Below are 24,994 nucleotides of genomic sequence, written 5' to 3'. Positions count from 1 at the left end.
CGGGCACGTCGTGAACCGCAGTCCCCCGCGACGATCTCGAGAGCAGGCAACGGATGAAGCTCGTGGTTTCACATCAAAGATGCTGGATGATGTCGCAGTCTCGCTGCGAAGCAAATGGCGCGCCCGAAAGGATTCGAACCTCTGACCCCCAGATTCGTAGTCTGGTGCTCTATCCAGCTGAGCTACGGGCGCGTCTGCCGCGGGTTCTCCGAATCGATCCGGAGCCGCCGGCGTTCCGCAGCGGCAGGCGCTGCGAAGGCCGCCATAGCTAGCGGCTCAGATCGGGCTTGGCAAGCGCCGCCGACCAGCTTTCTCACCGGCATCGGGACAAGGCGGGGCCAGACCTAACGAAAGCTCGATCGGGCTCGATCGAGCCCCAGGCTGGATCAGGCGCAAGGCGGAATCAGACCCAAAGCCGGGATCAGGCCCTGGCGCGTTCGTTGCGCAGGCTGTGCAGGTCGACCGGCCGGTCCGGAATCGAGATCCGGAAGGTCGCGCCCAGCGTTCCCTCGACCAGCTTGATGTCGCCGCCATGGGCGCGGACCAGCTCGGCGGCGATCGCCAGCCCGAGACCCGAGCCGCCGGCCCGGACCGAGCCGTGGAACGCCTCGAACAGATGGTCGCGGGCCTTTTGCGGCACGCCGGGGCCGGTGTCGGACACTTCCAGAATCGTCACCGACCCCTCGCGACGGCCGGTGATCCGGATCTGCTGCAAGGCGGCGTCGCTGCGCGGCTGGCTTTCCAGCGCCTGCGCGGCGTTGCGCACCAGGTTCAGCAGCACCCGGAACAATTGATCAGGGTCGGCGTCCATGGTCAGCCCGCGCTCGATCGCCGAGACCCAGGTGACCGAGCTGACGGCCGTGTCGGAGGCGAGCCCGGCGGTCTCGCGGACCTCGTTGACCACCGGTTCGATCAGGATCATCCGGCGGTCCGGTGCGGCCTCCTGGGCGCGGCCATAGGACAGCGTCGACTGGCAGAACGCGATCGCCCGCTCCAGCGAGCGCACCAGCTTCGGCGCGAAGCGCTGCACCCGCGGGTCGGGCACGCTGGAGAGCTGGTCGGACAGCAGCTGCGACGACGCCAGCAAATTGCGCAGATCGTGATTGATCTTCGACACCGCGAGGCCGAGCGCGGCGAGCCGGCTCTTCTGATGCAGCATCGACACCAGATCGCGCTGCATGTCGGACAATTCGCGCTCGGCGAGGCCGATTTCGTCGCCGCGCGGGCCCGGGATCACGATCGAAGCCGGGCTTTCCGGATCGCGGCGGAAATTGACCATGTTGGCGGTCAGCCGCCGCATCGGCCGCACGAACAGGAAATGCAGCGCCAGATAGATCAGCGCGGTGGTCAGGCTGGTGATGGTCAACGACACCAGCAGCAGATTGCTGGAGAAGCGGTACATGGCGATCCGCAGCGGCGCTTCGTCGATCACGACTTCGATGAACTGCGCGTTGCCCTCCGCCGGGCCGATCACCCGGACGGTCTGGTTGCCGCTCTCCAGCATCACCGCAAAGGCATCGATGATCGCGCCCCACGGCGTGACGTGGCGCATATCGACGACCTGGTCGATCGTGCTGGGCAGGTTCGAGGTTGCCAGCAGGCGACGCTGCTGGCCCATTTTGATCGCCACCGCGCGGGCGTCGATGCTGTCCAGCACCTGGCGCGCCAGCGTATCCGGCACCATGCCGGAGGGCGAGGCGTCCAGGACCAGCGCGGCCGTATTGGCAGCCGCAAGCCGGTCGTTGAGCCGGTTCAGGCGGAAATTGGCGATTGACGGCACGTAGATCAGGATTTCGGCGATCAGGATCAGCGGAATCGTCAACAGCAGCAGCTTCCCGGACAAGCCGATCTTCGGCTCCAGGCCTCGCCGCCATGCCCGCGTTTCAGGCTGTTGATCCGCTGCCTGCACCCGATTTGCCCTGACTTCCGATCCCTCCGGATTCGGCGCAAAGAATATATGTCTCAAAATGCGCCCTGAACACCGCCAGGTCAAATTACCGTTCGATCATTTACGGTTTGCGCCGCGCGGCGGTGGATCAGCGGCTATGCCTAACGCCGGCTTGGCAGATTCGGTCGCGGTGCGGCAAAAGCAGCAGCCCGCGCAATTGACGAGGGCAAGTCGCTCCCGTATAAGCCGCGCCTACTGTCCGCGATGGCCCGGCTCGACCGGGGCGGTTCATTTTTTGGGCTGCTTTCGGCTCATTCGTGAGCCTCATCATCGGGCTTATCTCAACATTCTGAAGCACTTACCCGGTCAGCGGAGAACGACCCGTGAAGCGGACTTATCAACCAAGCAAACTGGTGCGCAAGCGCCGTCACGGCTTTCGCGCCCGTCTCGCCACCGCCGGTGGTCGCAAGGTGCTCGCGGCGCGCCGCGCCCGCGGACGCAAGCGTCTGAGCGCCTGAGCGGGTCCTCCCGGGATCAAAGCATGGACCGATTACGGCAGCGGGCGGACTTCCTCGCCGTTGCCAACGGGCGGCGGATCAGTGGGCCTGCTTTCGTGCTGCAAGGCCGACGCCGCGACGATCCAGGTCCGGTCCGGGTCGGCTTTACCGTGACCAAGAAAATCGGCACCGCGACCGAACGCAATCGAATTCGCCGCAGGCTGCGCGAGTTGGTGAAGCGCGCGGACCGCGGTCTGATGCTGCCCAACAGCGACTATGTGCTGGTCGGCCGCCGTGCGGCGCTGAGCCGCGACTTTGCTGTCATGCTCGGCGATCTGCGCTCCGCGCTCGACCGCATTGCGCGGCGGTCGTCGAAACCGGATTGAAGCGAGACCTGACCCGATGAGCGACAATCGCAACACCATCCTCGCCGTGATTCTGTCGGGCCTCGTGCTGCTCGGCTGGCAGTACTTCTTCAACATCCCGCAGATGGAGAAGCAGCGCGCCGCCCAGCAGGCGCAACAGCAGCAGGACGCGGCCAAGCAGCCGACCCAGCAGGCCCCGGCCGCGACCACGCCGGGTGCGCCGAACGCTCCGGCGGCGTCGGCAGCGCCCGGTGCTCCCGGAGCCCCAGGCGCGCCGGCAGCCCGGCAGTCCGGCAATGCGCCGGTGGTCAGCCGCGAGGCGGCGATCGCGGCGTCGCCGCGGATCAAGGTCGAAACCCCGCGCCTCGACGGCACGATTTCGCTGAAGGGCGCGCGGATCGACGATCTGTCGCTGACCCAGTTGCGCGAGACGGTCGACCCGAAATCGCCGCCGATCCATCTGTTCTCGCCGTCCGGCGGCGCCAATCCCTATTATGCCGAATTCGGCTGGGTCGGCGCGGCGGGCTCCAACGTCAAGCTGCCCGACCAGAACACGATGTGGCAGCAGCAAGGCTCCGGCGCGCTGACGCCGAGCAGCCCGATCACGCTGACATGGGACAACGGCGAAGGTCTCACCTTCCGCCGCCAGATCGCGGTCGACGACCGCTATCTGTTCACCGTGAAGGACGACGTCACCAATGTCGGCAGCAGCCCGGTGACGCTGTACCCCTACGCGCTGATCTCGCGCCATGGCACGCCGCATGTCGAGGGCTACTACATTCTGCATGAAGGCCTGATCGGCTATCTCGGCGAGCACGGCCTGCAGGAATACGGTTACGCCAAGATCGACGAAGCCAAGACGGTGGGCTTCAAGGCGACCAATGCCTGGATGGGCATCACCGACAAATACTGGGCCTCGGCGCTGCTGCCGGACACCAATGCGCAGCTCCAGGCGCGGTTCTCGTCGAATCAGGTCGGCGCCACCCGCACCTATCAGACCGACTATCTCGAAGACGCCAAGACGGTGCCGATCGGCGGCACCGTGACGGCCAACGCCCGGCTGTTCGCCGGCGCCAAGGAAGCGCGCGTCGTCGGCATCAACTTCCCGTTCGCGGGCCTCGGCGGCTACAATCAGCAGCTCGGGCTGAACCATTTCGACCTGCTGATCGACTGGGGCTGGTTCTACTTCATCACCAAGCCGATGTTCCTGGCGCTCGACTTCTTCTTCCATCTGGTCGGGAATTTCGGCGTCGCCATCCTGCTGGTGACGGTGCTGATCAAGGTGCTGTTCCTGCCGCTGGCGAACAAATCCTACGCCTCGATGGCCAAGATGAAGGCGATCCAGCCGCAGCTGCTCGCGCTGAAGGAGCGTCATCCGGACGACAAGGCGAAGCAGCAGCAGGAGATGATGGAGATCTACCGCAAGGAGAAGATCAATCCGGTCGCCGGCTGTCTGCCGGTGCTGCTGCAGATCCCGGTGTTCTTCTCGCTGTACAAGGTGCTGTTCGTCACCATCGAAATGCGCCACGCGCCGTTCTTCGGCTGGATCCACGATCTGTCGGCGGCGGACCCGACCAATCTGTTCAATCTGTTCGGACTGCTGCCGTTCGATCCGACCGCGATCCCGGTGCTCGGCCACTATTTGGTGCTCGGCGTCTGGCCGCTGGTGATGGGCTTCACGATGTGGTTCCAGATGAAGCTCAATCCGCAGCCGCCGGATCCGACGCAGCAGATGATCTTCGCCTGGATGCCGGTGATCTTCACCTTCATGCTGGCGCACTTCCCGGCCGGTCTGGTGATCTACTGGGCCTGGAACAACCTGCTGTCGGTGATCCAGCAGGCCTACATCATGCGCCGCAACGGCGTGAAGGTGGAGCTGTTCGACAATCTGAGAGCGGCCTTCACGAAGAAGAAGAAAGCGGCATAGAGTCCGCTGCCCGACACCGCAGCAACACCACGTCATGGCCGGGCTCGTCCCGGCCATCCACGTTTTGGGGCGTAGGATGATCCGACGACATCAGAGCGGCGCCACATGACCGAGACCATCGACCCGGACCTGATCGAACGCGGCCGCAAGACCTTCGCCGGCGACTGGCATTTCATCTGGGCGTCGCCCTCGATCGAGACGCTGCCGCCGATGGACGGCCTCGAAGTCGCCTTCGCGGGCCGCTCCAATGTCGGCAAATCCAGCCTGATCAACGCGCTGACCGGGCGCAACGCGCTGGCGCGGACCTCGCACACGCCCGGCCGCACCCAGGAACTGATCTTCTTCGACGGCCCGCCGGGCGCCGGCCTGCGTCTGGTCGACATGCCGGGCTACGGCTACGCCGCCGCGTCCAAGGCCAAAGTCGCGTCCTGGACCTCGCTGATCCACAAATTCCTGCAGGGCCGGGCGACGCTGGCGCGGGTCTATGTGCTGATCGACGGCCGCCACGGCCTCAAGGACGTCGATCTCGACATTCTCAAGACGCTCGACAAGGCCGCCGTCAGCTATCAGATCGTGCTGACCAAGGCCGACCAGGTCAAAGCCGCCGAGCTTGCCGAGCGCGTCGACGCGACCAGAACCGCGCTGGCGAAGCATCCCGCCGCTTTCCCCGAATTGCTGACGACGTCGTCGCGCACCGGCGCCGGAATGCCCGAGCTGCGCGCCGCGATGATCCGCCTGCTCGACGAGCGCCGCTGATGGCTGTCTTTGTCCGCCTCGCGATCGTGATCGCCGGCCTGTATGGCGCCGCCGGCGTCGCGCTGGCGGCCGCCGCCGCCCATGTCCCCGATGCCGCGCGGCTCGGCCCGGCCTCGTCGATGCTGCTGTTTCACGCCAGCGCGATCCTCGCGGCCGCCCTGCTGGCCGACCGCGGCCTCGTCCACCGCATCCCCGGCCTCGCCGCCAGCTTCGGCTTCGTGCTCGGCACCGCGCTGTTCGCCGGCGACCTGTCGCTGCGGCAGTTTGCCGGCCAGTCGCTGTTTCCGATGGCGGCGCCGACCGGCGGCATGCTGCTGATCGGAAGCTGGCTGCTGCTGGCGGTCGCGGCGCTGCTGGCGCGGCGCTAGCGACAGACACGGGCTGCGGATTCGGCCCCTTTGATCGGCCGCGCCGAAATGCTAGCGATTCTCCCCGCCAAGCCTGCCCCAAGAATCGTACCGCCCATCGCACCAAGAATCGCACGACGCATCGCAAGTCCCATGGCCAAACCCAGCGAAAGACCCGCTTCATGACCGACGCGCCAATCATCAGCCCGCTCGATCAGGCCCGGATCCTGTCCGAGGCGCTGCCGCATATGCAGCGCTACGACGAGGAAACCATCGTCATCAAATATGGCGGCCACGCCATGGGCGCCGAGGACGACGCCAAGGCGTTCGCCCGCGATATCGTGCTGCTCGAGCAGACCGCGGTGAACCCGGTGGTGGTGCATGGCGGCGGCCCGCAGATCGCCACCATGCTGAAGCGGCTCGGCATCAAGTCCGAGTTCGCGGCGGGCCTGCGCATCACCGACGGCGCCACCATCGAGATCGTCGAGATGGTGCTGGCCGGCTCGATCAACAAGCAACTGGTCGGCTACATCAACGAGGCCGGCGGCAAGGCGGTCGGCCTGTGCGGCAAGGACGGCAACATGGTCACCGCCTCCAAGGCGACGCGCACCATGGTCGATCCGGATTCGCGGATCGAGGAAGTGGTCGATCTCGGCTTCGTCGGCGAGCCCGAGAAGGTCGATCTCACGCTGCTGAACCAGCTGATCGGCCACGAGCTGATCCCGGTGCTGGCGCCGCTGGCGACCTCGTCGAGCGGCCAGACCTTCAACGTCAATGCCGACACTTTTGCGGGTGCCGTCGCCGGCGCGCTGAAGGCCAAGCGCCTGCTGCTCTTGACCGACGTGCCGGGCGTGCTCGATCAGACCAAGAAACTGATCCCCGAACTGTCGATCAAGGACGCCCGCAAGCTGATCGCCGACGGCACCATCTCGGGCGGCATGATCCCCAAGGTCGAGACCTGCATCTACGCGCTCGAACAGGGCGTCGAGGGCGTCGTCATCCTCGACGGCAAGGTCCCGCACGCGGTGCTGCTCGAACTGTTCACCAACCAGGGCACCGGCACGCTGATCCACAAGTGATGAGCGCGGCGCCCAGTAGCCCGGGCATGACGAAGGTGATCGGCGCGGCGCCCCTGAAGCCAAGTCATCAAGCCATCCACCCGCTCGGCCGTCATCCTGAGGAGCCCGACGTCGCCCGCAGGGCGGCGCCGGGCGTCTCGAAGGATGGCCGCAGGTCGCCATGGTTCGAACCGGCGCGCTGCGCGCGCCTCCTCACCATGACGGTGTTGTCGTTGATGGCGCTGCCGACCACGGCCCACGCCGATCTCAAGATCTGCAACCGCATGAGCTACGTGATCGAGGCCGCGATCGGAATCGACGACAAGGCCACCACGGCGACGCGCGGCTGGTTCCGGATCGATCCGGCGCGATGCCGCGTCGTGCTGCAGGGGGCGCTGACCGCCGACCGGGTGATGCTGCATGCGCGTTCGCTCGCGGTCTACGGCGCCTCGCCGGTGCCGCAGAACGGCACCGACCCGCTGTGCGTCGCGCAGGACAATTTCGTCATCGCCGCCGCGCGACAGTGCCGCAGCGGCCAGACGCTGGCGGCATTCACCGAGATCAGGCCGGCCCAGACCGAGGACGGCGTCATGGTCTCCTATCTCGCCGAGGACAGCGGCTATGACGACGAGCAGGCCAAGCTCGCCGCGATCCAGCGGCTGCTGGTGATCGCCGGCTACGACGCCGCGCCGATCGACGGTGTCGACGGCCCGAAGACGCAGGCCGCTCTCGCCGCGTTTCTGAAGCGCAGCGGCCTGAAGCCGGACGCCGTCGACGCGCCGGACTTCTTCGATACGATGATCAAGGCGGTCGAGGCGCCGTCGGGGACCGGCCTGACCTGGTGCAACGACACCAAGGCCAAGATCATGGCTGCGGTCGGCGAAGACGACGGCAAGACCATCAGCAGCCGCGGCTGGTACCGGATCGAGCCCGGCAAGTGCCTGCGGCCCGACCTCGGCGCGCAGCCGAAGCGGGTGTTCAGTTTCGCCGAAGCGGTCGACGACAACGCCCGCCCGATCCTCCTGAAGGGCAAGCCGCTGAACTGGGGCGGCGCGACGCTGCTGTGCACGCGCGACAGCAAATTCGAAATCAGCGAACAGGGCGACTGCTCGGCACGCGGGCTGAACGCCACCGGCTTCGCACCGGCCGACCTCTCCGGCGGCAGCCGAACATTGCGGTTCACCACACCATGAAACAGCCCTCGCTCCGCGGCTTCGGCCATGTCGACACCTGGGTGTTCGACCTCGACAACACGCTGTATCCGCATCATCTCAATCTGTGGCAGCAGGTCGACGGACGGATCCGCGATTTCGTCGCCGCCTGGCTGAAAGTGACGCCCGAGGAGGCGTTCCGTATCCAGAAGGACTACTACAAGCGCTACGGCACCACGATGCGCGGGATGATGACCGAGCACGGCGTCAGCGCCGACGATTACCTGGCCTATGTGCACGCGATCGACCATTCGCCGCTGGAGGCGAACCCGGCGATGGGCGCCGCGATCGCCCAACTGCCCGGCCGCAAGCTGATCCTGACCAACGGTTCGGTCGCCCACGCCGGCAAGGTGCTGGAGCGGCTCGGCATCCATCACCATTTCGAAGCCGTGTTCGACATCGTCGCCGCCGAGCTCGAGCCGAAGCCGGCGGCGCAGACCTATCAGCGCTTCCTGACCCTGCACGGCGTGAACCCGGCCAAGGCCGCGATGTTCGAAGACCTCGCCCGCAACCTCGCAGTGCCGCACCAGCTCGGCATGACCACCGTGCTGGTCGTCCCCGACGGCAGCCAGGAGGTGGTGCGCGAAGACTGGGAGCTCGAAGGCCGCGACGCCGTGCACGTCGACTACGTGACGGAGGATCTGACGGGGTTTCTGGCGGGGCTGAATGCCCGCGATCGCTTGGCTTGACTCTCCCCGGCCGAATCCGGACAACCATCCCCCGAAAATCATCTTGCGCCCCAAGGACCTCCCGATGTCGTACGCCGCTCTCGAATCCACCATCAATACCGCTTTCGACGCGCGCGACACGGTCAGCGCCGCGACCAAGGGCGAGATTCGGGATGCCGTCGATCACGCGCTCGATCTGCTCGACAAGGGCGAGGCGCGCGTTGCCGAGCGCGAGGCGTCGGGCACGTGGACCGTCAACCAGTGGCTCAAGAAGGCGGTGCTGCTGTCGTTCCGCCTCAACGACATGAGCACGATTCCCGGCGGCCCCGGCGGCGCGAACTGGTGGGACAAGGTGCCGTCGAAATTCGAGGGCTGGGGCGAGAACCGTTTCCGCGAGGCCGGCTTCCGCGCGGTGCCGGGCGCGATCGTGCGCCGCTCCGCCTTCATCGCCAAGAACGCGGTGCTGATGCCGTCCTTCGTCAATCTCGGCGCCTATGTCGATGAAGCCACCATGGTCGACACCTGGTCGACGGTCGGCTCCTGCGCGCAGATCGGCAAGCGCGTGCACATCTCCGGCGGCGTCGGCATCGGCGGCGTGCTGGAGCCGCTGCAGGCGGGTCCGGTGATCATCGAGGACGACTGCTTCATCGGCGCGCGCTCCGAAGTCGCCGAGGGCGTGATCGTCCGCCGTGGCGCGGTGCTGGCGATGGGCGTGTTCCTCGGCGCCTCGACCAAGATCGTCGACCGCGAGACCGGCGAGACCTTCATCGGCGAAGTGCCCGAATACGCCGTGCTGGTGCCCGGCACGCTGCCGGGCAAGCCGCTGAAGAACGGCAATCCGGGCCCGGCCACCGCCTGCGCGGTGATCGTCAAGCGCGTCGACGAGCGCACCCGCTCCAAGACCAGCATCAACGAATTGCTGCGGGACTGATCGCGCCGTGACCGCGACCGCGCTCGAGATCGCGCAGGCGCTGCTGCGCTGTCCGTCGGTGACGCCGGCCGATGCCGGCGCGCTCGGCGTGCTGGAGGCGCTGCTGCAGGACGCGGGCTTCGCGACGCATCGGGTGACTTTCAGCGAGCCCGGCACCGCCGACATCGACAATCTCTACGCGCGGATCGGTGACGGTGCGCCGCATCTCTGCTTCGCCGGCCACACCGACGTGGTGCCGCCCGGCGAAGAAACCGCATGGAGCCATGGCGCGTTCGCAGGCGATGTCGAAGGCGGCCTGCTGTACGGCCGCGGCGCGGTCGACATGAAGGGCGGCATCGCCTGCGCGGTGGCGGCGACGCTGGATTATCTGGCCGCGAATGGCGGCCAGCCGCAACAATCCGGCAAAGGCTCGATCTCGTTCCTGATCACCGGCGACGAGGAAGACGTCGCCGTCAACGGCACCGTCAAGCTGCTGCAATGGGCCGCCGAACGCGGCGAGCGCTTCGATCACTGCATCGTCGGCGAGCCGAGCAATGTCGAGGCGATCGGCGACACCATCAAGATCGGTCGGCGCGGCTCGCAGTCCGGCGTGCTGATCGTCGACGGCCGGCAGGGCCATGTCGCCTATCCGCACCGCGCATCGAATCCGATCCCCGATATCGCAACGTTGATCACCGCGCTGAACGACGAGCCGCTGGATCAAGGCTCGGCGCAATTCCAGCCGTCGAACCTCGAATTCACCTCGGTCGACGTCGGCAATCCGGCCACCAATGTGATCCCGGCGCAGGCCCGCGCCAAGTTCAACATCCGCTTCAACGATCACCACACCCAGGAGACGCTGCGCGCGCTGGTCGAGCAGCGGCTCGCCGCCGCCTGCGGCAACCGCATCCGCGCCCGAATCGAATGGCTGCCGTCGAACGCCGATGTGTTCGTGACGAAGCCCGGCGGCTTCACCGATCTGGTGTCGGCCGCGATCGCCGACATCACCGGCCGCAGCCCCGACCTCAACACCGGCGGCGGCACCTCGGATGCGCGCTTCATCGCCAAATACTGTCCGGTGGTCGAGTTCGGCCTGGTCGGCCAGACCATGCACCAGATCGACGAACGCACGCCCGTGAGCGATCTCGACAAGCTCACCGCGATCTATCGCGGCGTGCTGGAGAGATACTTCAGGTAAACGACCTCTCTTTCGTCATTCCGGGGCGCGCGTAGCGCGAGCCCGGAATCCATACTCACTGTCAGGGGTTATGGATTCCGGGCCTGTGCCGCTGCGCGGCCCATCCCGGAATGACGAACGAGATGTTTGTGACCCTTAGAGCAGCTCTGCTTTTGATGGAATCACCGCCGTCATCCTGAGGTGCCCGCTGGCCGCGCCATGCGCGGCCAGCGGGCCTCGAAGGATGAGCCGCAAGCGCCTTGGCCGCCGCATCCTTCGAGGCTCGCTGCGCTCGCACCTCAGGATGACGACTCCGCATTCGAGAATGCCGCGCCGCTTCAATCAAGCGATGAACAGCTCTAGTACTCAGTAATCCACCTGCACCAGATACAACCCATCCGGCGGCGCCACCGGGCCGCAGGCGGAGCGGCGGCGGGCGGCGAGCGCGGCGGCGAGATCATCCGCCGTCCAGCGGCCTTCGCCGACCCACACCAGGGAGCCGACCATCGAGCGCACCTGGCTGTGCAGATAGGAACGCGCATTGGTGATGATATCGACGGCGTCGCCGTTCCGCACGACGTCGAGCACGTCCAGCGTCTTGGCCGGCGAGGCGGCCTGGCACTCGGTGTCGCGGAACGTCGTGAAGTCGTGCTTGCCGATCAGCACTTGCGCTGCGCGGTGCATCGCGTCGGTGTCGAGTGGCTTCGGCACCCGCCACACTTTGCCGAGCTCGAGCGCGAGATTGGAGCGGCGGTTGACGATGCGATAGCGGTAGTGCCGCCGGATCGCCGAGAACCGCGCCTCGAAATCATCCGCCACGAGTTCGGCGGACAGGACCGCGATCGGATGCGGCCGCACATGGGCGTTGAGCGCGTCGCGCAGCTTGTCGGCGCGGAACGGCTTCGGAATGTCGACATGCGCCACCTGCCCCAGCGCGTGCACGCCCGCATCGGTGCGGCCGGCGCCGTGCACCCGCACCGCTTCGCCGCAGGTCGCCAGCGCCGCCGCCTCCAGCGCGCCCTGCACCGACGGCAACGTCGGCTGCAACTGCCAGCCGCAAAACGGCGCGCCGTCATATTCGATGGTGAGTTTGTAGCGGGGCATGCTTCTCTTGTTTCTGCGACCGCGCGCGGTGCTGGAGCGGGAGCGAAGCCCATCACCACCACGTCATCGCCCGGCTCGACCGGGCGACCCAGTATTGCAGAGCGCTGGTTATCAATCATGAACGCTCTGGGATACTGGGCCACCCGCATGCGCGGGTGGTGACGGCTGTGGGTGGGGCGGCGCCCCGCCTCAGCTTGAACTCACCCGCACGCCCTTCGCGATCGGCGTGCCGCGCAGGAACTCGTCGGCGCTCATCGGCTGCTTGCCGGCGCGCTGCAATTGCAGCACGCGGATCGCGCCGTCGGCGCAGGCGATGGTGAGATCGTCGCCCAGCATCTCGCCCGGAGCGCCGCGACCATCGGCGAGCGCGCAGCGCAGGATCTTGACCCGCACCGCCTCGCCGTCGATCGGCAGTTCGCACCACGCGCCGGGAAACGGCGACAGCCCGTGAATGTGGCGCAGCACCGCCTGCGCCGGCCGGGCGAAATCGATCTTCGCTTCCGCCTTGTCGATCTTGGCCGCGTAGCTGACGCCGTGTTCGCTCTGCCGGGCGAGCTGCAGCCCGCCGCGCTCCAGCGCCGCCATCGCCCGCACCATCAGGTCGGCGCCGAGCCGTGCCAGCGCGTCGTGCAGATCGGTGACGGTCATCGCATCGGTGATGGCGATCCGCTCGGCCATCGCGACGTCGCCGGTGTCGAGGCCGACGTCCATCTTCATCACCATCACGCCCGATTCGGCGTCGCCCGCCATGATGGCGCGGTTGAGCGGCGCGGCGCCGCGCCAGCGCGGCAGCAGCGAGCCGTGCAGATTGTAGCAGCCGAGCTTTGGTGCATCGAGGATCGCCTGCGGCAGGATCATGCCGTAGGCGACCACCACCGCCGCGTCGGCCTCGTGGCTGCGGAATTCGGCCAACGCCTCGTCGGTTCTCAGCGTCTTCGGCGTCAGCACGGGAATCCCGAGCCGCTGCGCCTCCTGCGCCACCGGGCTGTGCTGCAGTTTCATGCCGCGCCCGGCCGGCTTCGGCTCGCGGCTATAGACCGCCGCGATGTCGTGCCCATAGGCCGACAGCGCCAGCAGCGTCGGCACCGCGAAATCGGGCGTGCCCATGAAAACGAGGCGAAGAGGCATGGCGTGAGGTCCCAGGTCTGGGCCGACGAAGGGCCGAGCGCCGCAACGCGTCGGCCGGTCGTCTGCGCGAACGCTCAGACGTATTTGATGCCGCGCTTGGCGGCCTTCTCGAACTTGCGGACGACCATCGCCTTTTTCAGCTTCGAGATATGATCGACGAACAGCACGCCGTTGAGGTGGTCGATCTCGTGCTGGATGCAGGTCGCGAACAGGCCGTCGGCGTCCTCTTCCTTCACCTGACCGTCGAGATCGGTGTAACGAATCCGCACCGTCTTGGGCCGCTCGACCTCGGCGTAGTATTCCGGGATCGACAGGCAGCCTTCCTCGTAGACGTTCAGCTCGGCCGAGGCGCCGACGATCTCCGGATTGATGAAGGCCCGCGGATCGCTCTTGCCGTTGCCCTCTTTGCGCACGATGTCCATCGTGATCAGCCGCACCGGCTCGGCGATCTGAATCGCCGCCAGCCCGATGCCGGGCGCCTCGTACATGCTCTCGAACATGTCGTCCGCGAGCTTGCGGATCTCCGGCGTCACCTCGGCGACGGGCTTGGAGATTTCACGCAGCCGCTTGTCCGGCAGGATGATGATTTCGCGCAGGGCCATGGCGGCGATTTAAGGCGCGCGCGCTTGCGGGTCAATCCGGGACCGACCGGAGGATCTGCCACTTTCGGCGCGGGCCCGCTTAAAGATCTGTTCAGCGTGACGTTCTCTCTTCGTTCGCGAACGCCGGACGATCTGCTACGGTCGCGCCATGAACGAGATTCTGTTCGATCCGGGAGGCGCCCCGGTCAGCGTCGGCATGGCGCTGGTCGGCGCCAGTGCACTGGCGCTGCTGTTGCTGCTGGCTATCGTGCTGGTGATCGCGCGCGGGCTGCAGGGCGGCAACGCCGCGGCGCTGGCGCAGGCCCGCCGCGCCGCCGACCTCGAGCAGCGGCTGTCGGACCTGATCCGGTTCCAGAGCGAGGCCAATGGCCGGGTCGATGCGATGGGCCGGGCGCTGGCGGGGCGGCAGGCCGAGATGGCCCGCGCGGTCAGCGAGCGGCTGGATACGGTGACCCACCGCTTCGGCCAGTCGATGACCCAGTCGACGCGGCACACCATGGAGAGCCTGCAGGCGCTGCACGAGCGGCTCGGCATCATCGACCGCGCGCACGAGAATCTCACCGAACTGACCGACCAGGTGACGACGCTGCGCGACGTGCTGGCCAACAAGCAGGCGCGCGGCGCCTTCGGCCAGGCGCGGATGGAATCGATCGTGCAGGACGGCCTGCCGAAAGGCGGCTACGCGTTCCAATACACGCTGTCGACCGGCAAGCGGCCGGACTGCGTGGTGCTGCTGCCCGACCAGCGGCCACTGTGCATCGACGCCAAGTTTCCGCTCGAGGCGGTGACGGCGCTGCGCGAGGCCCGCAGCGACGAGCAGAAGAAAGCCGCATCGCAGCGGCTGCGGATCGACGTGATGCGGCATGTCGGCGACATCGCCGAGAAATACCTGATCCCCGGCGAGACCCAGGACACCGCGCTGATGTTCGTGCCGTCGGAATCGGTCTATGCGGAGATCCACGACGGCTTCGACGACGTCATCCAGAAGGCCTATCGGGCGCGAATCGTGCTGGTGTCGCCGTCGCTGCTGATGCTGGCGATCCAAGTGATGCAGCAGATCCTGAAAGACGCGCGGATGCGCGATGCCGCCGACCAGATCCGCACCGAAGTGCTGAGCCTCGGCGACGATCTCGCGCGCCTGCGCGAGCGCGTCACCAAGCTGCAGACGCATTTCGGCCAGGTCAACGACGACGTCCGCCAGATTCTCGTCTCGGCCGATAAGATCGAGCGCCGCGCCGCGCGGATCGAGGAACTGGATTTCGCCGCGCCCGCCGCAGCGGCGCCGGCACCGACATCGGCCGACGAGGCGCCGCTCGCGCCGGACCGCGATCTGTTCGCCTCGCGCGCCTTCAAAATCGACGAGGTCGCGTCGGGCTGAAGCCGCGCCTCACGAGACGGCTGCGGCGTTGCGCGCGCGTGCGCCGCGGCTGATTACTTCCGCTTGTCGGCGAGAAACGCCTCGACCTCGGCGCGGTCCGGGCAGGCGAAGGCGCCGCCGGGCCTGGTGCATTTCAGCGCGGCCGCGGCGGAGGCGAAGCGCAGCGCGCTCGGAATGTCCTGGCCCTCGCTGAACGCCACCGCGAAGCCGCCGTGGAAGATGTCGCCGGCGCCGAGCGTGTCGACGACGTGCACCGGGAACGCCGGGGTCTGCTGAAATTGTTTGTCGGCGTCGAGCCACAGCGTCCCCTTCGGGCCGCGGGTGACGGCCACGAAGGCATGCGTCAGCTTCGCCACCTTGGTCAGCGCGGCTTCGTCGTCGGCGACGCCGGCGGTGGCGTGCAGCGCTTCGGCCGAAAAGATCAGATGCGACGACGCCGTCAGCAGGCCCTCGTTCATCGCCATCGCGCTGTCGATATCGACCACCACCGGAATCCCGCGCCTGGTCGCCTCGGCGCACAGCGGCGTGGCGAAGCCGGCGCAGCGGCTCTCGATCATGATGGCGTCGCAGTTCTCGAGCAGCGCATCGGCGTCCGGCAACGCGACGTTCCACAGTCGCGGATCACGGAAGGTGACGATGGTGCGCTCGCCGGTCGGATCGACCATCACGGCGGAAATCGGCGTCACCAGCCCCGGCATGTGGATCAGGCCGGTGGTCGCGATGCCTTCCTCGCCGAGCTTGTCGAAGATGAAGCGCCCCGCGATTTCGCTCGCGTCGCCCATCGGGCCGCACATCGTCGCGGTGCCGCCGAGCCTCGCGATGCCTATCCCGGCATTGAGCGCATTGCCGCCGCAGATCTCTTCATAAGCACTGGCGGGGATCTTGTTGCCGCGGCCCGGCACCGCCTCGATCCGGAAGGTGAGGTCGCGGACCGGAATGCCGACGCAGAGAATCCGCGGCTTGGGCTTTGCGGTGTTCGTCATGATGTCTGCTCCAGCCAGCGGCCGACCAGATGATGCGCGATCGCGAACGGGTGCGGCCCGACCAGGCCGTCCGGATGCTGGCGATTGAGCATCGCGGCGGCCTCGTCGCGCGAGAACCAGCGCGCATCTTCGAGTTCGGTGAAATCGATGGTGATGTCTTCCGTCGTGGCGATCGCCGTACAACCGATCATCAGCGAGGATGGGTACGGCCACGGCTGCGTCATGTAGTAGCGCACCTCGGAACAGCGGATGCCGGATTCCTCAAAAATCTCGCGACGCACCGCATCCTCGATCGTCTCCGCCGCCTCGACGAAGCCGGCGAGGCACGAATACATCCCGGCCGGAAACGGCTTCTGCCGGCCGAGCAGGCATTTGTCGCCGGACGTCACCAGCATGATCACCACCGGGTCGGTGCGCGGAAAATGCTCGGCCTTGCAGTTCGGGCAGTCGCGCTTCCAGCCGCCCTGCGTCATCGCCGTGCGGGTGCCGCAATTGGCGCAATAGCCGTGGCGCTGGTGCCAGCTGACCATCGATTTCGCCATCGCGATCGCCGACAGCTGTTCCGGCGGCAGGATGCCCTGCATCGCCATGCCGCGCAGCTCGGCGATGCCGGCGTCGCTGCGCGTCATCAGCGTCTCGACTGCCGTAGCGCCGATGCCCATGCCGAACACCGCCGCGCCGTCGCGCAGGCCGAGGAAGATCGTGCCGGGATTGGCGCCGAGCGACAGCGCCTCCTTGATCGACAGCAGCGCGCGCGGGCCGCCGTCCTCGTGCTTCACCACCAGCGAATCGCGATGCACCACATAGGCGCGGGTGTCGCTTTTGTCCTCCATTGCCATCAGCTTGGAATCGTCGCGGCGCAGATGCGCGGCGCGGTCGAGGATGTTGCTGACGAAGGCCGGCTGGCCGAGCGGAAAGGCGCTGCTCATCGGCTCAGCCCAGCCAGATCTTGCGCCGCAGCGCGCTGATGAAGTGCTGCACTTCCTCGGCGTCGTGCGGCAGCGCCGGCACCACGCCCCACACCGGGCGCGGCCAGGCGGCGTCGTTGGCGCGTCGCGCGATCACATGGACATGCAGCTGCGGCACCACATTGCCGAGGGCGGCGATGTTCAGCTTGTCGCATTTGGTGATGTCCTTGAGCGCGCGGCCGACCCGGGAGATTTCCGTCATCAACTGCGCCTGCGCGACCTCGTCGAGGTCGGTGATCTCGACTGCGCCGGCGCGGCGCGGCACCAGCAGCAGCCACGGATAATTCGCGTCCTTGATCACCAGCACGCGGCTGAGCGGCAGATCGCCGATGTTGATGGTGTCTTTTTCGAGCTGAGGACTGAGCGACCAATCGGCGGGCATGTCGGTTCCATCGGCCCGTTGGCAAAAGCGGGCTCTTGCGTGGTTGCGGGTACGGGCCCCGCCTCTCCATAGCAACTCGGTCGATGGCACGAAAGCGGCGGCGCGATGCTGAATTCCTCGCCGCCTCCGGAACGTTGGGGGCTCGCCCTGTCCGAAGGTCCAAGACGCGGCGCGGCCGCTTGCATTCGGGCGGTTTTGGCTCCAAATAGGGACCGGGAGATTGGCGGTGGACGAGCCACTCGCCAACCGGGTCAGGTCCGGAAGGAAGCAGCCCTAACGAGGTCCGGATCGGGTCGCTCGTCAGTCTCCTACTCGTTTTTCCGGCCGTTGCGCGCCGGTCGATCCACGGTGGCGTATCCGGCCGACCCTTCAGTGCCGGTGTCGGACGGGTGTCGGGCCGGGTCCCCGCCGGACAGCCTCCGTCCCGTTCCGCAATGCGGCCCCGAGAGAGAACACATTGCGGAACGCCCGATGACCGACGCAGGCCCTCCCGCGACCCCTTCGGACGATTCGGATCGGACCGGCCTCGCGCCGACTGCAGGCGCCTCGGGTGGCGCTCCGGCCGGCGCCTATCGGGTGCTGGCGCGTAAGTATCGTCCCAACAGCTTCGAAGACCTGATCGGCCAGGAAGCGGTGGTGCGCACCGTCTCCAACGCGTTCGATACCGGGCGGATTCCGCAGGCCTGGATCCTCACCGGCGTCCGCGGCGTCGGCAAGACCACCACGGCGCGCATCCTGGCGCGGGCGCTGAATTACGAGCTGCCGGACGGTTCGGTGAAGGGGCCGACCATCCACATGCCGGTGCACGGCGTGCACTGCAAGGCGATCATGGAAAGCCGGCACATGGACGTGCTGGAGATGGACGCCGCCTCGCATACCGGGGTCGACGACGTCCGCCAGATCAACGACAGCGTGCGCTACGCCCCGGCCAGCGCGCGCTACAAGGTCTACATCATCGACGAAGTCCACATGCTGTCGACGGCGGCGTTCAACGCTTTCCTGAAGACGCTGGAGGAACCGCCGGAGCACGCCAAATTCGTGTTCGCCACCACCGAGATCCGCAAGGTGCCGGTGACGGTGCTGTCGCGCTGCCAGCGTTTCGATCTGCGCCGCGTCGAGGCCGACGTGCTGATGAAGCACCTCGGCGGTATAGCCGAGAAAGAAGGCGTCGAGGTCGAGGCCGAAGCGCTCGGCATCATCGCCCGCGCCGCCGAAGGCTCGGTGCGCGATTCGCTGTCGCTGTTCGATCAGGCGATCGCCCATGCGGCCGGTCTGGTGCGCGCCGATCAGGTCCGGCAGATGCTCGGCCTCGCCGATCGTACCCGGGTGATCGAGCTGTTCGATGCGCTGGCGCGCGGCGACATCGCCGCCGCCTTCGCGGAATTCCGCGATCAATACGACACCGGCGCCGATCCGGTGGTGGTGCTGAGCGATCTCGCCGAATTCGTGAACTTCGTGACGCGGGTCAAGATCGTGCCGGCGACCGCCGACAATGTGGCGTTCGGCGAGACCGAGCGGCTGCGCGGGCGCGAATTTGCGACCCGGCTGTCGATGCGGGTGCTGTCGCGGATGTGGCAGATGCTGCTCAAGGGCATCGCCGAAGTGCAAGGCGCGACGCGCCCCGCCGCAGCCGCCGAAATGGTGCTGGTGCGGATTGCGTACGCGGCCGATCTGCCGACGCCGGATGAAGCGATCCGGATGATCGAGCAAGGTGGCGGCGGCGGCGGTTCGCTGCCGTCCGGCGGCAGTGCGCCGCGTGACGCGCCGTCGGCTCCGCCCTCCGCTCCACCCTCCGCAATGGCATCAGCTCCGCCAAATTACGCTACGCCGGCCGCAATGGCGCCGCGCGGTGGCGCGACGATGAGCCAGCCGTCGATGGCGCGGCCGCAGCCCGCCGCGGCTCCGCAGCCGACCCCCGCGGCGCTGACGATCACAAGTTTCCCGCAGCTCGTCGCGCTCGCGTCGGAAAAGCGCGATGTGATGACCCGGATGGCGCTGGAAGCCGATGTTCGGCTGGTGCGGATCGAGGACGGCCGGCTCGAACTGGCGCTGGAGCGCACCGCGTCGCGCAGCCTGATCGGCGAGCTCGGCCGCAAGCTCGAACAATGGACCGGGCGGCGCTGGACCGTGATCGTGTCGAACGAGCCGGGCCAGCCGACGCTGCGCTCACAGAACGAGGCGCAGAAGAACGAGCGCGAGCGCGCCGCGGAGAGCGATCCGCGGGTGCAGGAGGTGCTGGCGCGGTTTCCCGGCGCCAAGGTGATCGAGGTGCGGCGGCTCGCCACCGAGCCGGCCCAGACCGATGCTGGTATCGAAGGCGCCGTCGATCCGGTCGACGACGACGACGATTCTTGAGAATTCTGGCTCTTTCGAGAAGGAACAGATCATGGCTGATTTCCTCGGCATGATGAAACAGGCGGCGCAGCTGCAGTCGAAGATGAAGGCGATGCAGGCGGAGCTCGATCAGATCGAGGTCGAAGGCCTGTCCGGCGGCGGCCTGGTCAAGATCCGGATGAGCGCCAAGATGGAAGTGCGCGGCGTTTCGATCGACCCGTCGCTGCTGAAGGCGGACGAAGGCGAGGTGCTGGAGGATCTGCTGGTCGCGGCGCTCGCCGACGCGCATCGCAAGGCGGAAGCGGCGATGCAGGAGAAGATGCAGGCGCTGACCGGCGGGCTCGGCCTGCCGCCCGGCCTCGGGCTGGGCTAGTCTTCCAGAAATACCGATTCGCAATTTCTCGCCGGCGGGCCGGCGGGCGTCTCCCAACGCCTGCCGTCGCTCTGATTCACCGAAACGGATAAGCTGTCCCGATGGCCATTGCGGTCGCAGGCCCCGAGATCGAACGTCTGATCCAGCTTTTGGCGCGGCTGCCGGGGCTCGGCCCGCGCTCGGCGCGGCGCGCCGCGCTGCATCTGATCAAGAAGCGCGACGCGCTGATGACGCCGCTCGCCTCGGCGCTGCAGGTCGCGATCGACAAGATCGAGGTGTGCAAGACCTGCGGCAACATCGATACGCAGAATCCCTGCACGGTGTGCACCGATCCGCGCCGCGATCCGTCGATCATCGTGGTGGTCGCCGACGTCGCCGATCTGTGGGCGCTCGAACGCGCTTCCGCCACCAATGGCCGCTATCACGTGCTCGGCGCGACGCTGTCGCCGCTCGACGGCGTCGGCCCCGACGATCTGACCATCGACGCGCTGGTGGCGCGGGCCCATGATCCCGCGGTCGGCGAGATCATTTTGGCGCTCAACGCCACGGTCGACGGCCAGACCACGGCGCACTACGTCACCGACCTGCTGCAGGACGCGAACGTCAAGGTGACACGGCTGGCCCACGGCGTCCCGGTCGGCGGCGAACTCGACTATCTCGACGAAGGCACGCTGTCGGCCGCGATGCGGCAGCGGACCCTGTTCTGAACCACCGGAAATGGACCTGATGATCGAACGACTGCTGAAATCCTCGCTGATTGTCGCCGCGCTGATGGTGCTCCCGGTCCCGCCAGCGCTTGCGCAGGCCGCCGAAAGTCAGGCGGCGCTGCCGAAGCCGAAGGCGATGAAGGTGGGCGACGTGCTCAGCGGCGAACTCACCGCGATGCGCTCGCGCGCCAGGGCCAAGGGCAAGAAGGTGCCGGTGTATCAGCTCGTCAGCGAGCCGCGCCGGCTGCCGCCGCCGTCCGGCCTGTGCAATCTCGAGAACGGGCCGGAAACCTTCCAGATCGTGCCGGCCAGCGACGCCCAGGCGGCGCAGCTCAAATCGCATCTCGGCAAGAACGTGGCGCTGAAGGTCGAATCCGTCGCCTGCGCCGAGGAGGCCGGGCAGTACAGCGAGGCCGTGGTGACGAAGTGGAGCCTGGTGAACTAAGCAGTTCTGCTTTTGATGGGATCAGCGCTCGCGATCCAGTTGCCGCCGTCATCCTGAGGTGCCCGCTGGGCCGCGCTGTGCGCGGCGCGGCGGGCCTCGAAGGATGAGCCGCAGGGACCTCGGGGCCGCATCCTTCGAGGCGCGCTACGCGCGCACCTCAGGATGACGATCCTGCACTCGAGAAGGCCGCATTGCTTCGCGGAGCCTGTCATCGGGCGGCGCGAAGCGCCGACCCGTTGGCTCGCAATGACGCTTTGCGAAATCCCCCTCACACCTTGACCGGCCCCAGAGCCGCGAAATGACCGCGGCGTTGCAGCCACAGCAGGAGCACCAGGCTGGGCGCGGCCACCGCGACGCTGATGATGAAGAACGCCGGCCAGCCGGTCGCCTGCGCCACATAGCCGGCGCCGGCCGACAAGTACGTCCGCCCCACCGCCGACAGCGCCGTCAGCAGCGCATATTGCGTGGCGGTGTGCAGCGGGTTCTGGCACAGCGCCGACAGGTACGCGACGAAGATCACCGTGCCGATCGCGCCGGTGAAATTCTCGACCGAAATCGCCAGCGCCAGCGCCCATTGGTTGACGCCGACTGTCGCCAGCCAGGCGAATGCCAGATTCGACAGCGCCTGCAGCACCGCGCCGATCCACAGGCTCGTCACCAGCGAATAGCGCCGCGCCACGTAACCGCCGGCGAAACCGCCGATCAGCGTGGCGGCGAGGCCGACGCCTTTCACAATCGCGGCGTAGTCATTGCGCGAAAAGCCGAGATCGATCACGAACGGCGCCGTCATGGTGCCGGAGAACGCGTCGGTGAATTTGAACAGCACCACGAAAGCCAGCACCGCCAGCGCATCGGTGCGGCCGAGAAATTCCGAGAATGCGCCGATAGCCGCCCGCGTCACCCGGGTGAATGCGGTTTCGCCGCTGGTGGCGGCTTCGGCGCGGCGCGACTGTTCGGGCTCGGTCGCGAGCAGTGCCGTGACCGTGCCGATCAGCACCATGGCGGCCATCGTCACATAGCCCCACATCCAGGCGTCGGCGCGCGCGAGGCCGGTGCCCTCATAGGCGCTGACCAGGAACAGCACGCCTGCGGTGGAGATCAGCATGCCGATGCGATACGCCGCCACATAGGACGCCATGCCGGCCGCCTGCTCGTTCTCCGGCAGACTCTCGACGCGGAACGCATCGACCACGATGTCCTGCGTCGCCGAGGCGGCTGCGACCAGCAATGCACCGATCGCGACGAACAGCGGCGCATGCGCCGGGTCGGTCAGCGCCAGCAGCAGGATCGCGACAATCAGCAGCAGTTGCGTCGCGACCAGCCAACCGCGGCGGCGGCCGAACCATCGCGACAGCAGCGGCACGTGCAACGCATCGACCACCGGCGCCCAGATGAATTTCAGCGTGTAGGGCGTGCCGACCAGCGCGAACAACCCGATGGTGCCGAGATCGACGCCGGATTCGCGCATCCACACCAGCAGCGTCGAGCCCGACAGCGCCAGCGGCAGCCCGGACGAGAAGCCGAGAAACAGCACGATCAGCACCCGCGGCTGCAGATACACCGTCATCGCCTCGCGCCAGCCCGGCGCGGGCTCGTGGTTCGGTGCGGCGGAAGCGGAGGTCGGGGGATTGGAGGTCATACCGGGTCGTAGCAGATTCGACCAAGGCCCGGCATCAGAGACCGTCGGCGCCGGCTTGACCGGGCGTTGCGGTCCTCACCACGCTGATCGTGACGCACGACGGCCTGCCGGGAGAGTTGCCGACCGAACAATCGACGCTCGGGATCCTGCGTCACCTTCATGCGCGCGGGACGGTGTCGGAAGAGGTTGCGGCATCTGGCGCGGCATCGGCATCGGCCCACTCCGCCCGCACGCTGTCGTCCGCCTCGGCGCCGAGCCACCGTTCGCGCAGCGCCGCGAGCCGACCTTCCGCAACTAACTGCCGCAGCGCCCACACCGCGGCGCCCCGCACCACCGGATCGGCGTCGCCGAGCAGCCTTTCGGCCTCGGTGGCGAGCGTCGCCTCGCCCGAATTGCCGATCGCGATCAGCACGTTACGGACGAATCGGGCGCGCCCGATGCGCTTCACCGGCGACTTGGTGAACAGCGCCCGGAACGCCGCATCGTCGAGTCGCGCCAGCTCTGCCAGCGACGGCGCGCGCAACGCCTCGCGCGCCGCGAGCTTCGCCTCGCGCCCGGCCTGCGCGAATTTATTCCACGGGCACGCCGCCAGACAATCGTCGCAGCCATAGATGTGCTGGCCGATCGGCCGGCGAAATGCGTGCGGGATCGGCCCCTTGAGTTCGATCGTCAGATACGAGATGCAGCGCCGCGCATCGAGCTGGTACGGCGCCGGGAACGCCGCGGTCGGGCAGGCGTCGAGACAGGCGCGGCACGAGCCGCAGCGATCCGGCTCGGGCTCGTCGCGCGGCAGCTCGAGCGTGGTGTAGATCGCGCCGAGAAACAGCCACGAGCCGAATGTGCGCGACACCAGATTGCTGTGCTTGCCCTGCCAGCCGATGCCCGTCGCCTGCGCCAGCGGCTTCTCCATCACCGCAGCCGTATCGACGAACACCTTGACGTCGCCGCCGGCCTCGGCGACCAGCCAGCGCGCGAGCTGCTTCAGCCGGCTCTTGATCACGTCGTGATAGTCGTCGCCCTGCGCATAGACCGAGATCGCGCCGCGATCCGTCGCGCCGTGCCCCCACCGCGGATCGGCATCGGGACCGTAGTTGACCCCGAGCATGATCACCGAGCGCACCTCGCTCCACATCACCCGCGGGTCGGCGCGGCGTTCGGGCCGGTCGGTGAGCCAGGCCATCTCCCCGTGGTAGCCGGCATCGAGGTAAGCGAGTAGCTGTTCGAGCGCGTGGGGGGTGGCATCGGGGGCGCAGACCCCGATCGCGTCGAAGCCGAGCGCCTGCGCGTGCCGCCTCAGCTTTGCCACCAGTTTGCCGCAAGATTCTGCGGGGTTTGAATCGCCTTCCGGAGCGGCGTTCAGAAGTCCAGATCCACGTAGGTTCGCGACGCCGGCACCCCCGCCAACCACTCGCTCAGCAGCGGACGGAACGACGGCCGCGACTTGATTCGCGCGTACCAGGCCTTCGCCGCCTCGTCCTCGATCCATGGCACGTCGCCCAGATAGTCGATCGCCGACAGATGCGCTGCGGCCGCCAGATCGGCGAAACTCATGCGGTCGCCGGCGAGGAAGTTCCGGGTCCGCGCCAGCCAGCCGATATAGGCCAGATGATAGCGCACATTCGCCGTCGCCGCGCGGATCACATCCATCGCCGGCGGCCCGCCGCCGTCTTCCTCGCTCATGAAGCGCTTGTAGATCCGCTCCGTCACCAGCGGCGCGCTGGCTTCTTCGAAGAACTTGTCGTTGAACCACGCCATCAACCGGCGCACTTCGATCCGCTCCGCGGTCGACTGCGGCAGCAGCCGGCGATCGCGCAAGCCCGCGCCATGCGTCTCGTCGAGGAACTCGGCGATCACGCCGGCGCCCGGGATCGGCGGGTAGCCTTCGCCCACCAGCACCGGCGTGGTCCCCGCCGGATTGAGCGCCAGAAACGCCGTGCGCCGCTCCCACGCGCGTTCTTCCACCAGTCGCAGATCGAGACCGTGTTCGCCGAGCGCGAGCCGGACGAACCGGGATTGCGGGCAGAACGGATGGTGGAACAGGGTGTACATGGCGACCTTGATAGTTTCGCAGGCTTAACAAACGGTGGCCGGACCACCGAATTGGTCCTGCCTGCGGGAGCGCCCGGCCGGTGCAGCAGGGCTGCGTA

Annotated in this window: 25 protein-coding genes, 1 tRNA gene and 1 other RNA gene; 16 read left to right on the top strand and 11 right to left on the bottom strand. The window is 67.4% G+C overall.

Features of this window, described 5'->3' with window-relative positions; genetic code table 11:
* Positions 1-115 precede the first annotated feature (115 nt).
* Together RPB_RS03495 and RPB_RS03490 are read right to left on the bottom strand one after the other, a co-directional pair.
* Positions 116-192 (bottom strand) — tRNA-Arg (locus RPB_RS03495).
* A gap of 229 nt (positions 193-421) precedes the next feature.
* Positions 422-1,909: an ATP-binding protein gene (locus RPB_RS03490; protein WP_011439586.1), complete on the bottom strand. Its 1,488-nt coding sequence runs from the start codon at positions 1,907-1,909 to the stop codon at positions 422-424.
* Between the two features lie 362 nt (positions 1,910-2,271).
* On the opposite strand from RPB_RS03490, the gene rpmH reads away from it, so the two are divergent.
* The 10 genes from rpmH to dapE all read left to right on the top strand — a co-directional run bounded on the left by rpmH (position 2,272) and on the right by dapE (position 10,825).
* Complete coding sequence (gene rpmH / locus RPB_RS23930; RefSeq protein WP_008542748.1) at positions 2,272-2,406, top strand: 50S ribosomal protein L34; 135 nt, start codon at positions 2,272-2,274, stop codon at positions 2,404-2,406.
* Between the two features lie 23 nt (positions 2,407-2,429).
* Positions 2,430-2,771 carry a ribonuclease P protein component gene (rnpA, locus tag RPB_RS03485; protein ID WP_011439585.1) on the top strand — a complete coding sequence of 114 codons (342 nt, stop codon included), beginning with the start codon at positions 2,430-2,432 and terminating at the stop codon, positions 2,769-2,771.
* 16 nt (positions 2,772-2,787) lie between these two features.
* On the top strand, positions 2,788-4,677 hold the full coding sequence (gene yidC, locus RPB_RS03480) for a membrane protein insertase YidC (protein WP_011439584.1): 1,890 nt from the start codon (positions 2,788-2,790) through the stop codon (positions 4,675-4,677).
* Between the two features lie 105 nt (positions 4,678-4,782).
* On the top strand, positions 4,783-5,433 hold the full coding sequence (gene yihA / locus RPB_RS03475) for a ribosome biogenesis GTP-binding protein YihA/YsxC (RefSeq protein ID WP_011439583.1): 651 nt from the start codon (positions 4,783-4,785) through the stop codon (positions 5,431-5,433).
* The gene (locus RPB_RS03470; protein WP_011439582.1) at positions 5,433-5,801 is read left to right on the top strand and encodes a DUF423 domain-containing protein; all 369 of its coding nucleotides are present in this window, start codon (positions 5,433-5,435) and stop codon (positions 5,799-5,801) included. Before yihA ends, RPB_RS03470 begins: the two co-directional genes overlap by 1 nt.
* Before the next feature lie 161 nt (positions 5,802-5,962).
* A complete protein-coding gene (argB, locus tag RPB_RS03465) occupies positions 5,963-6,859 on the top strand; it encodes an acetylglutamate kinase (protein ID WP_011439581.1) in 897 nt (298 codons plus the stop codon).
* A 215-nt stretch (positions 6,860-7,074) separates the two neighbouring features.
* Positions 7,075-8,031 (top strand): DUF1036 domain-containing protein, encoded by a 957-nt coding sequence (locus tag RPB_RS03460; RefSeq protein ID WP_011439580.1) that lies wholly within the window; start codon positions 7,075-7,077, stop codon positions 8,029-8,031.
* Entirely contained in the window at positions 8,028-8,738 is a 711-nt protein-coding gene (locus RPB_RS03455; RefSeq protein ID WP_011439579.1) for a pyrimidine 5'-nucleotidase, read from the top strand. Before RPB_RS03460 ends, RPB_RS03455 begins: the two co-directional genes overlap by 4 nt.
* Before the next feature lie 64 nt (positions 8,739-8,802).
* A complete protein-coding gene (gene dapD / locus RPB_RS03450; protein ID WP_011439578.1) occupies positions 8,803-9,648 on the top strand; it encodes a 2,3,4,5-tetrahydropyridine-2,6-dicarboxylate N-succinyltransferase in 846 nt (281 codons plus the stop codon).
* A 7-nt stretch (positions 9,649-9,655) separates the two neighbouring features.
* Positions 9,656-10,825 carry a succinyl-diaminopimelate desuccinylase gene (dapE, locus tag RPB_RS03445; protein WP_011439577.1) on the top strand — a complete coding sequence of 390 codons (1,170 nt, stop codon included), beginning with the start codon at positions 9,656-9,658 and terminating at the stop codon, positions 10,823-10,825.
* A 345-nt stretch (positions 10,826-11,170) separates the two neighbouring features.
* Here the strand turns inward: dapE and truA are convergent, their stop codons facing one another.
* The 3 genes from truA to def all read right to left on the bottom strand — a co-directional run bounded on the left by truA (position 11,171) and on the right by def (position 13,638).
* Positions 11,171-11,908, bottom strand: coding sequence for a tRNA pseudouridine(38-40) synthase TruA (truA, locus tag RPB_RS03440; RefSeq protein ID WP_011439576.1), 738 nt, complete (start codon positions 11,906-11,908; stop codon positions 11,171-11,173).
* Between the two features lie 189 nt (positions 11,909-12,097).
* Entirely contained in the window at positions 12,098-13,036 is a 939-nt protein-coding gene (gene fmt, locus RPB_RS03435; RefSeq protein WP_011439575.1) for a methionyl-tRNA formyltransferase, read from the bottom strand.
* 74 nt (positions 13,037-13,110) lie between these two features.
* Positions 13,111-13,638, bottom strand: coding sequence for a peptide deformylase (def, locus tag RPB_RS03430; RefSeq protein WP_011439574.1), 528 nt, complete (start codon positions 13,636-13,638; stop codon positions 13,111-13,113).
* 148 nt (positions 13,639-13,786) lie between these two features.
* Between def and RPB_RS03425 the strand changes: the two genes are divergently transcribed.
* Complete coding sequence (locus RPB_RS03425; RefSeq protein WP_011439573.1) at positions 13,787-15,016, top strand: DNA recombination protein RmuC; 1,230 nt, start codon at positions 13,787-13,789, stop codon at positions 15,014-15,016.
* Positions 15,017-15,069: 53 nt separating this feature from the next.
* Here RPB_RS03425 and RPB_RS03420 read toward each other — a convergent pair whose 3' ends face one another.
* The 3 genes from RPB_RS03420 to RPB_RS03410 are packed head-to-tail and all read right to left on the bottom strand — an operon-like array spanning position 15,070 to position 17,349.
* A complete protein-coding gene (locus RPB_RS03420; protein WP_011439572.1) occupies positions 15,070-15,999 on the bottom strand; it encodes a sugar kinase in 930 nt (309 codons plus the stop codon).
* A complete protein-coding gene (gene nudC / locus RPB_RS03415; RefSeq protein ID WP_011439571.1) occupies positions 15,996-16,928 on the bottom strand; it encodes an NAD(+) diphosphatase in 933 nt (310 codons plus the stop codon). The genes RPB_RS03420 and nudC overlap by 4 nt, the downstream gene beginning before the upstream one ends.
* A 4-nt stretch (positions 16,929-16,932) precedes the next feature.
* The gene (locus RPB_RS03410) at positions 16,933-17,349 is read right to left on the bottom strand and encodes an HIT domain-containing protein (RefSeq protein ID WP_011439570.1); all 417 of its coding nucleotides are present in this window, start codon (positions 17,347-17,349) and stop codon (positions 16,933-16,935) included.
* A 215-nt stretch (positions 17,350-17,564) separates the two neighbouring features.
* On the opposite strand from RPB_RS03410, the gene ffs reads away from it, so the two are divergent.
* The 5 genes from ffs (at position 17,565) to RPB_RS03390 (ending at position 21,208) form a co-directional block, all read left to right on the top strand.
* Positions 17,565-17,661: signal recognition particle sRNA small type (gene ffs / locus RPB_RS23925), an RNA gene on the top strand.
* 159 nt (positions 17,662-17,820) lie between these two features.
* Positions 17,821-19,704: a DNA polymerase III subunit gamma/tau gene (locus RPB_RS03405; RefSeq protein ID WP_011439569.1), complete on the top strand. Its 1,884-nt coding sequence runs from the start codon at positions 17,821-17,823 to the stop codon at positions 19,702-19,704.
* Between the two features lie 31 nt (positions 19,705-19,735).
* A complete protein-coding gene (locus tag RPB_RS03400) occupies positions 19,736-20,056 on the top strand; it encodes a YbaB/EbfC family nucleoid-associated protein (RefSeq protein ID WP_011439568.1) in 321 nt (106 codons plus the stop codon).
* Between the two features lie 101 nt (positions 20,057-20,157).
* Positions 20,158-20,763: a recombination mediator RecR gene (gene recR / locus RPB_RS03395; protein WP_011439567.1), complete on the top strand. Its 606-nt coding sequence runs from the start codon at positions 20,158-20,160 to the stop codon at positions 20,761-20,763.
* 10 nt (positions 20,764-20,773) lie between these two features.
* Positions 20,774-21,208 (top strand): hypothetical protein, encoded by a 435-nt coding sequence (locus RPB_RS03390; protein WP_011439566.1) that lies wholly within the window; start codon positions 20,774-20,776, stop codon positions 21,206-21,208.
* 268 nt (positions 21,209-21,476) lie between these two features.
* Here the strand turns inward: RPB_RS03390 and RPB_RS03385 are convergent, their stop codons facing one another.
* From RPB_RS03385 to RPB_RS03375, 3 genes are all read right to left on the bottom strand, one after another.
* Positions 21,477-22,847, bottom strand: a complete 1,371-nt coding sequence (locus RPB_RS03385; protein ID WP_011439565.1) for an AmpG family muropeptide MFS transporter — start codon at positions 22,845-22,847, stop codon at positions 21,477-21,479.
* 157 nt (positions 22,848-23,004) lie between these two features.
* On the bottom strand, positions 23,005-24,255 hold the full coding sequence (queG, locus tag RPB_RS03380) for a tRNA epoxyqueuosine(34) reductase QueG (RefSeq protein ID WP_049824650.1): 1,251 nt from the start codon (positions 24,253-24,255) through the stop codon (positions 23,005-23,007).
* On the bottom strand, positions 24,204-24,896 hold the full coding sequence (locus tag RPB_RS03375) for a glutathione S-transferase family protein (protein ID WP_011439563.1): 693 nt from the start codon (positions 24,894-24,896) through the stop codon (positions 24,204-24,206). The genes queG and RPB_RS03375 overlap by 52 nt, the downstream gene beginning before the upstream one ends.
* Positions 24,897-24,994 lie beyond the last annotated feature (98 nt).

This window comes from Rhodopseudomonas palustris HaA2 (assembly GCF_000013365.1).
Lineage (GTDB): Bacteria > Pseudomonadota > Alphaproteobacteria > Rhizobiales > Xanthobacteraceae > Rhodopseudomonas > Rhodopseudomonas palustris_J.
This window is presented reverse-complemented; position numbering and strand designations above follow the sequence as displayed.

Bases quoted from the DNA above. Each gene is read 5' to 3' on its own strand.
- rnpA (WP_011439585.1), top strand. From the start codon at position 2,430: ATGGACCGATTACGGCAGCGGGCGGACTTCCTCGCCGTTGCCAACGGG.
- yidC (WP_011439584.1), top strand. From the start codon at position 2,788: ATGAGCGACAATCGCAACACCATCCTCGCCGTGATTCTGTCGGGCCTC.
- yihA (WP_011439583.1), top strand. From the start codon at position 4,783: ATGACCGAGACCATCGACCCGGACCTGATCGAACGCGGCCGCAAGACC.
- RPB_RS03470 (WP_011439582.1), top strand. From the start codon at position 5,433: ATGGCTGTCTTTGTCCGCCTCGCGATCGTGATCGCCGGCCTGTATGGC.
- argB (WP_011439581.1), top strand. From the start codon at position 5,963: ATGACCGACGCGCCAATCATCAGCCCGCTCGATCAGGCCCGGATCCTG.
- RPB_RS03460 (WP_011439580.1), top strand. From the start codon at position 7,075: ATGGCGCTGCCGACCACGGCCCACGCCGATCTCAAGATCTGCAACCGC.
- RPB_RS03455 (WP_011439579.1), top strand. From the start codon at position 8,028: ATGAAACAGCCCTCGCTCCGCGGCTTCGGCCATGTCGACACCTGGGTG.
- dapD (WP_011439578.1), top strand. From the start codon at position 8,803: ATGTCGTACGCCGCTCTCGAATCCACCATCAATACCGCTTTCGACGCG.
- truA (WP_011439576.1), bottom strand. From the start codon at position 11,908: ATGCCCCGCTACAAACTCACCATCGAATATGACGGCGCGCCGTTTTGC.
- fmt (WP_011439575.1), bottom strand. From the start codon at position 13,036: ATGCCTCTTCGCCTCGTTTTCATGGGCACGCCCGATTTCGCGGTGCCG.
- def (WP_011439574.1), bottom strand. From the start codon at position 13,638: ATGGCCCTGCGCGAAATCATCATCCTGCCGGACAAGCGGCTGCGTGAA.
- RPB_RS03425 (WP_011439573.1), top strand. From the start codon at position 13,787: ATGAACGAGATTCTGTTCGATCCGGGAGGCGCCCCGGTCAGCGTCGGC.
- RPB_RS03420 (WP_011439572.1), bottom strand. From the start codon at position 15,999: ATGACGAACACCGCAAAGCCCAAGCCGCGGATTCTCTGCGTCGGCATT.
- nudC (WP_011439571.1), bottom strand. From the start codon at position 16,928: ATGAGCAGCGCCTTTCCGCTCGGCCAGCCGGCCTTCGTCAGCAACATC.
- RPB_RS03410 (WP_011439570.1), bottom strand. From the start codon at position 17,349: ATGCCCGCCGATTGGTCGCTCAGTCCTCAGCTCGAAAAAGACACCATC.
- RPB_RS03405 (WP_011439569.1), top strand. From the start codon at position 17,821: ATGACCGACGCAGGCCCTCCCGCGACCCCTTCGGACGATTCGGATCGG.
- RPB_RS03400 (WP_011439568.1), top strand. From the start codon at position 19,736: ATGGCTGATTTCCTCGGCATGATGAAACAGGCGGCGCAGCTGCAGTCG.
- recR (WP_011439567.1), top strand. From the start codon at position 20,158: ATGGCCATTGCGGTCGCAGGCCCCGAGATCGAACGTCTGATCCAGCTT.
- RPB_RS03390 (WP_011439566.1), top strand. From the start codon at position 20,774: ATGGACCTGATGATCGAACGACTGCTGAAATCCTCGCTGATTGTCGCC.
- RPB_RS03385 (WP_011439565.1), bottom strand. From the start codon at position 22,847: ATGACCTCCAATCCCCCGACCTCCGCTTCCGCCGCACCGAACCACGAG.
- RPB_RS03375 (WP_011439563.1), bottom strand. From the start codon at position 24,896: ATGTACACCCTGTTCCACCATCCGTTCTGCCCGCAATCCCGGTTCGTC.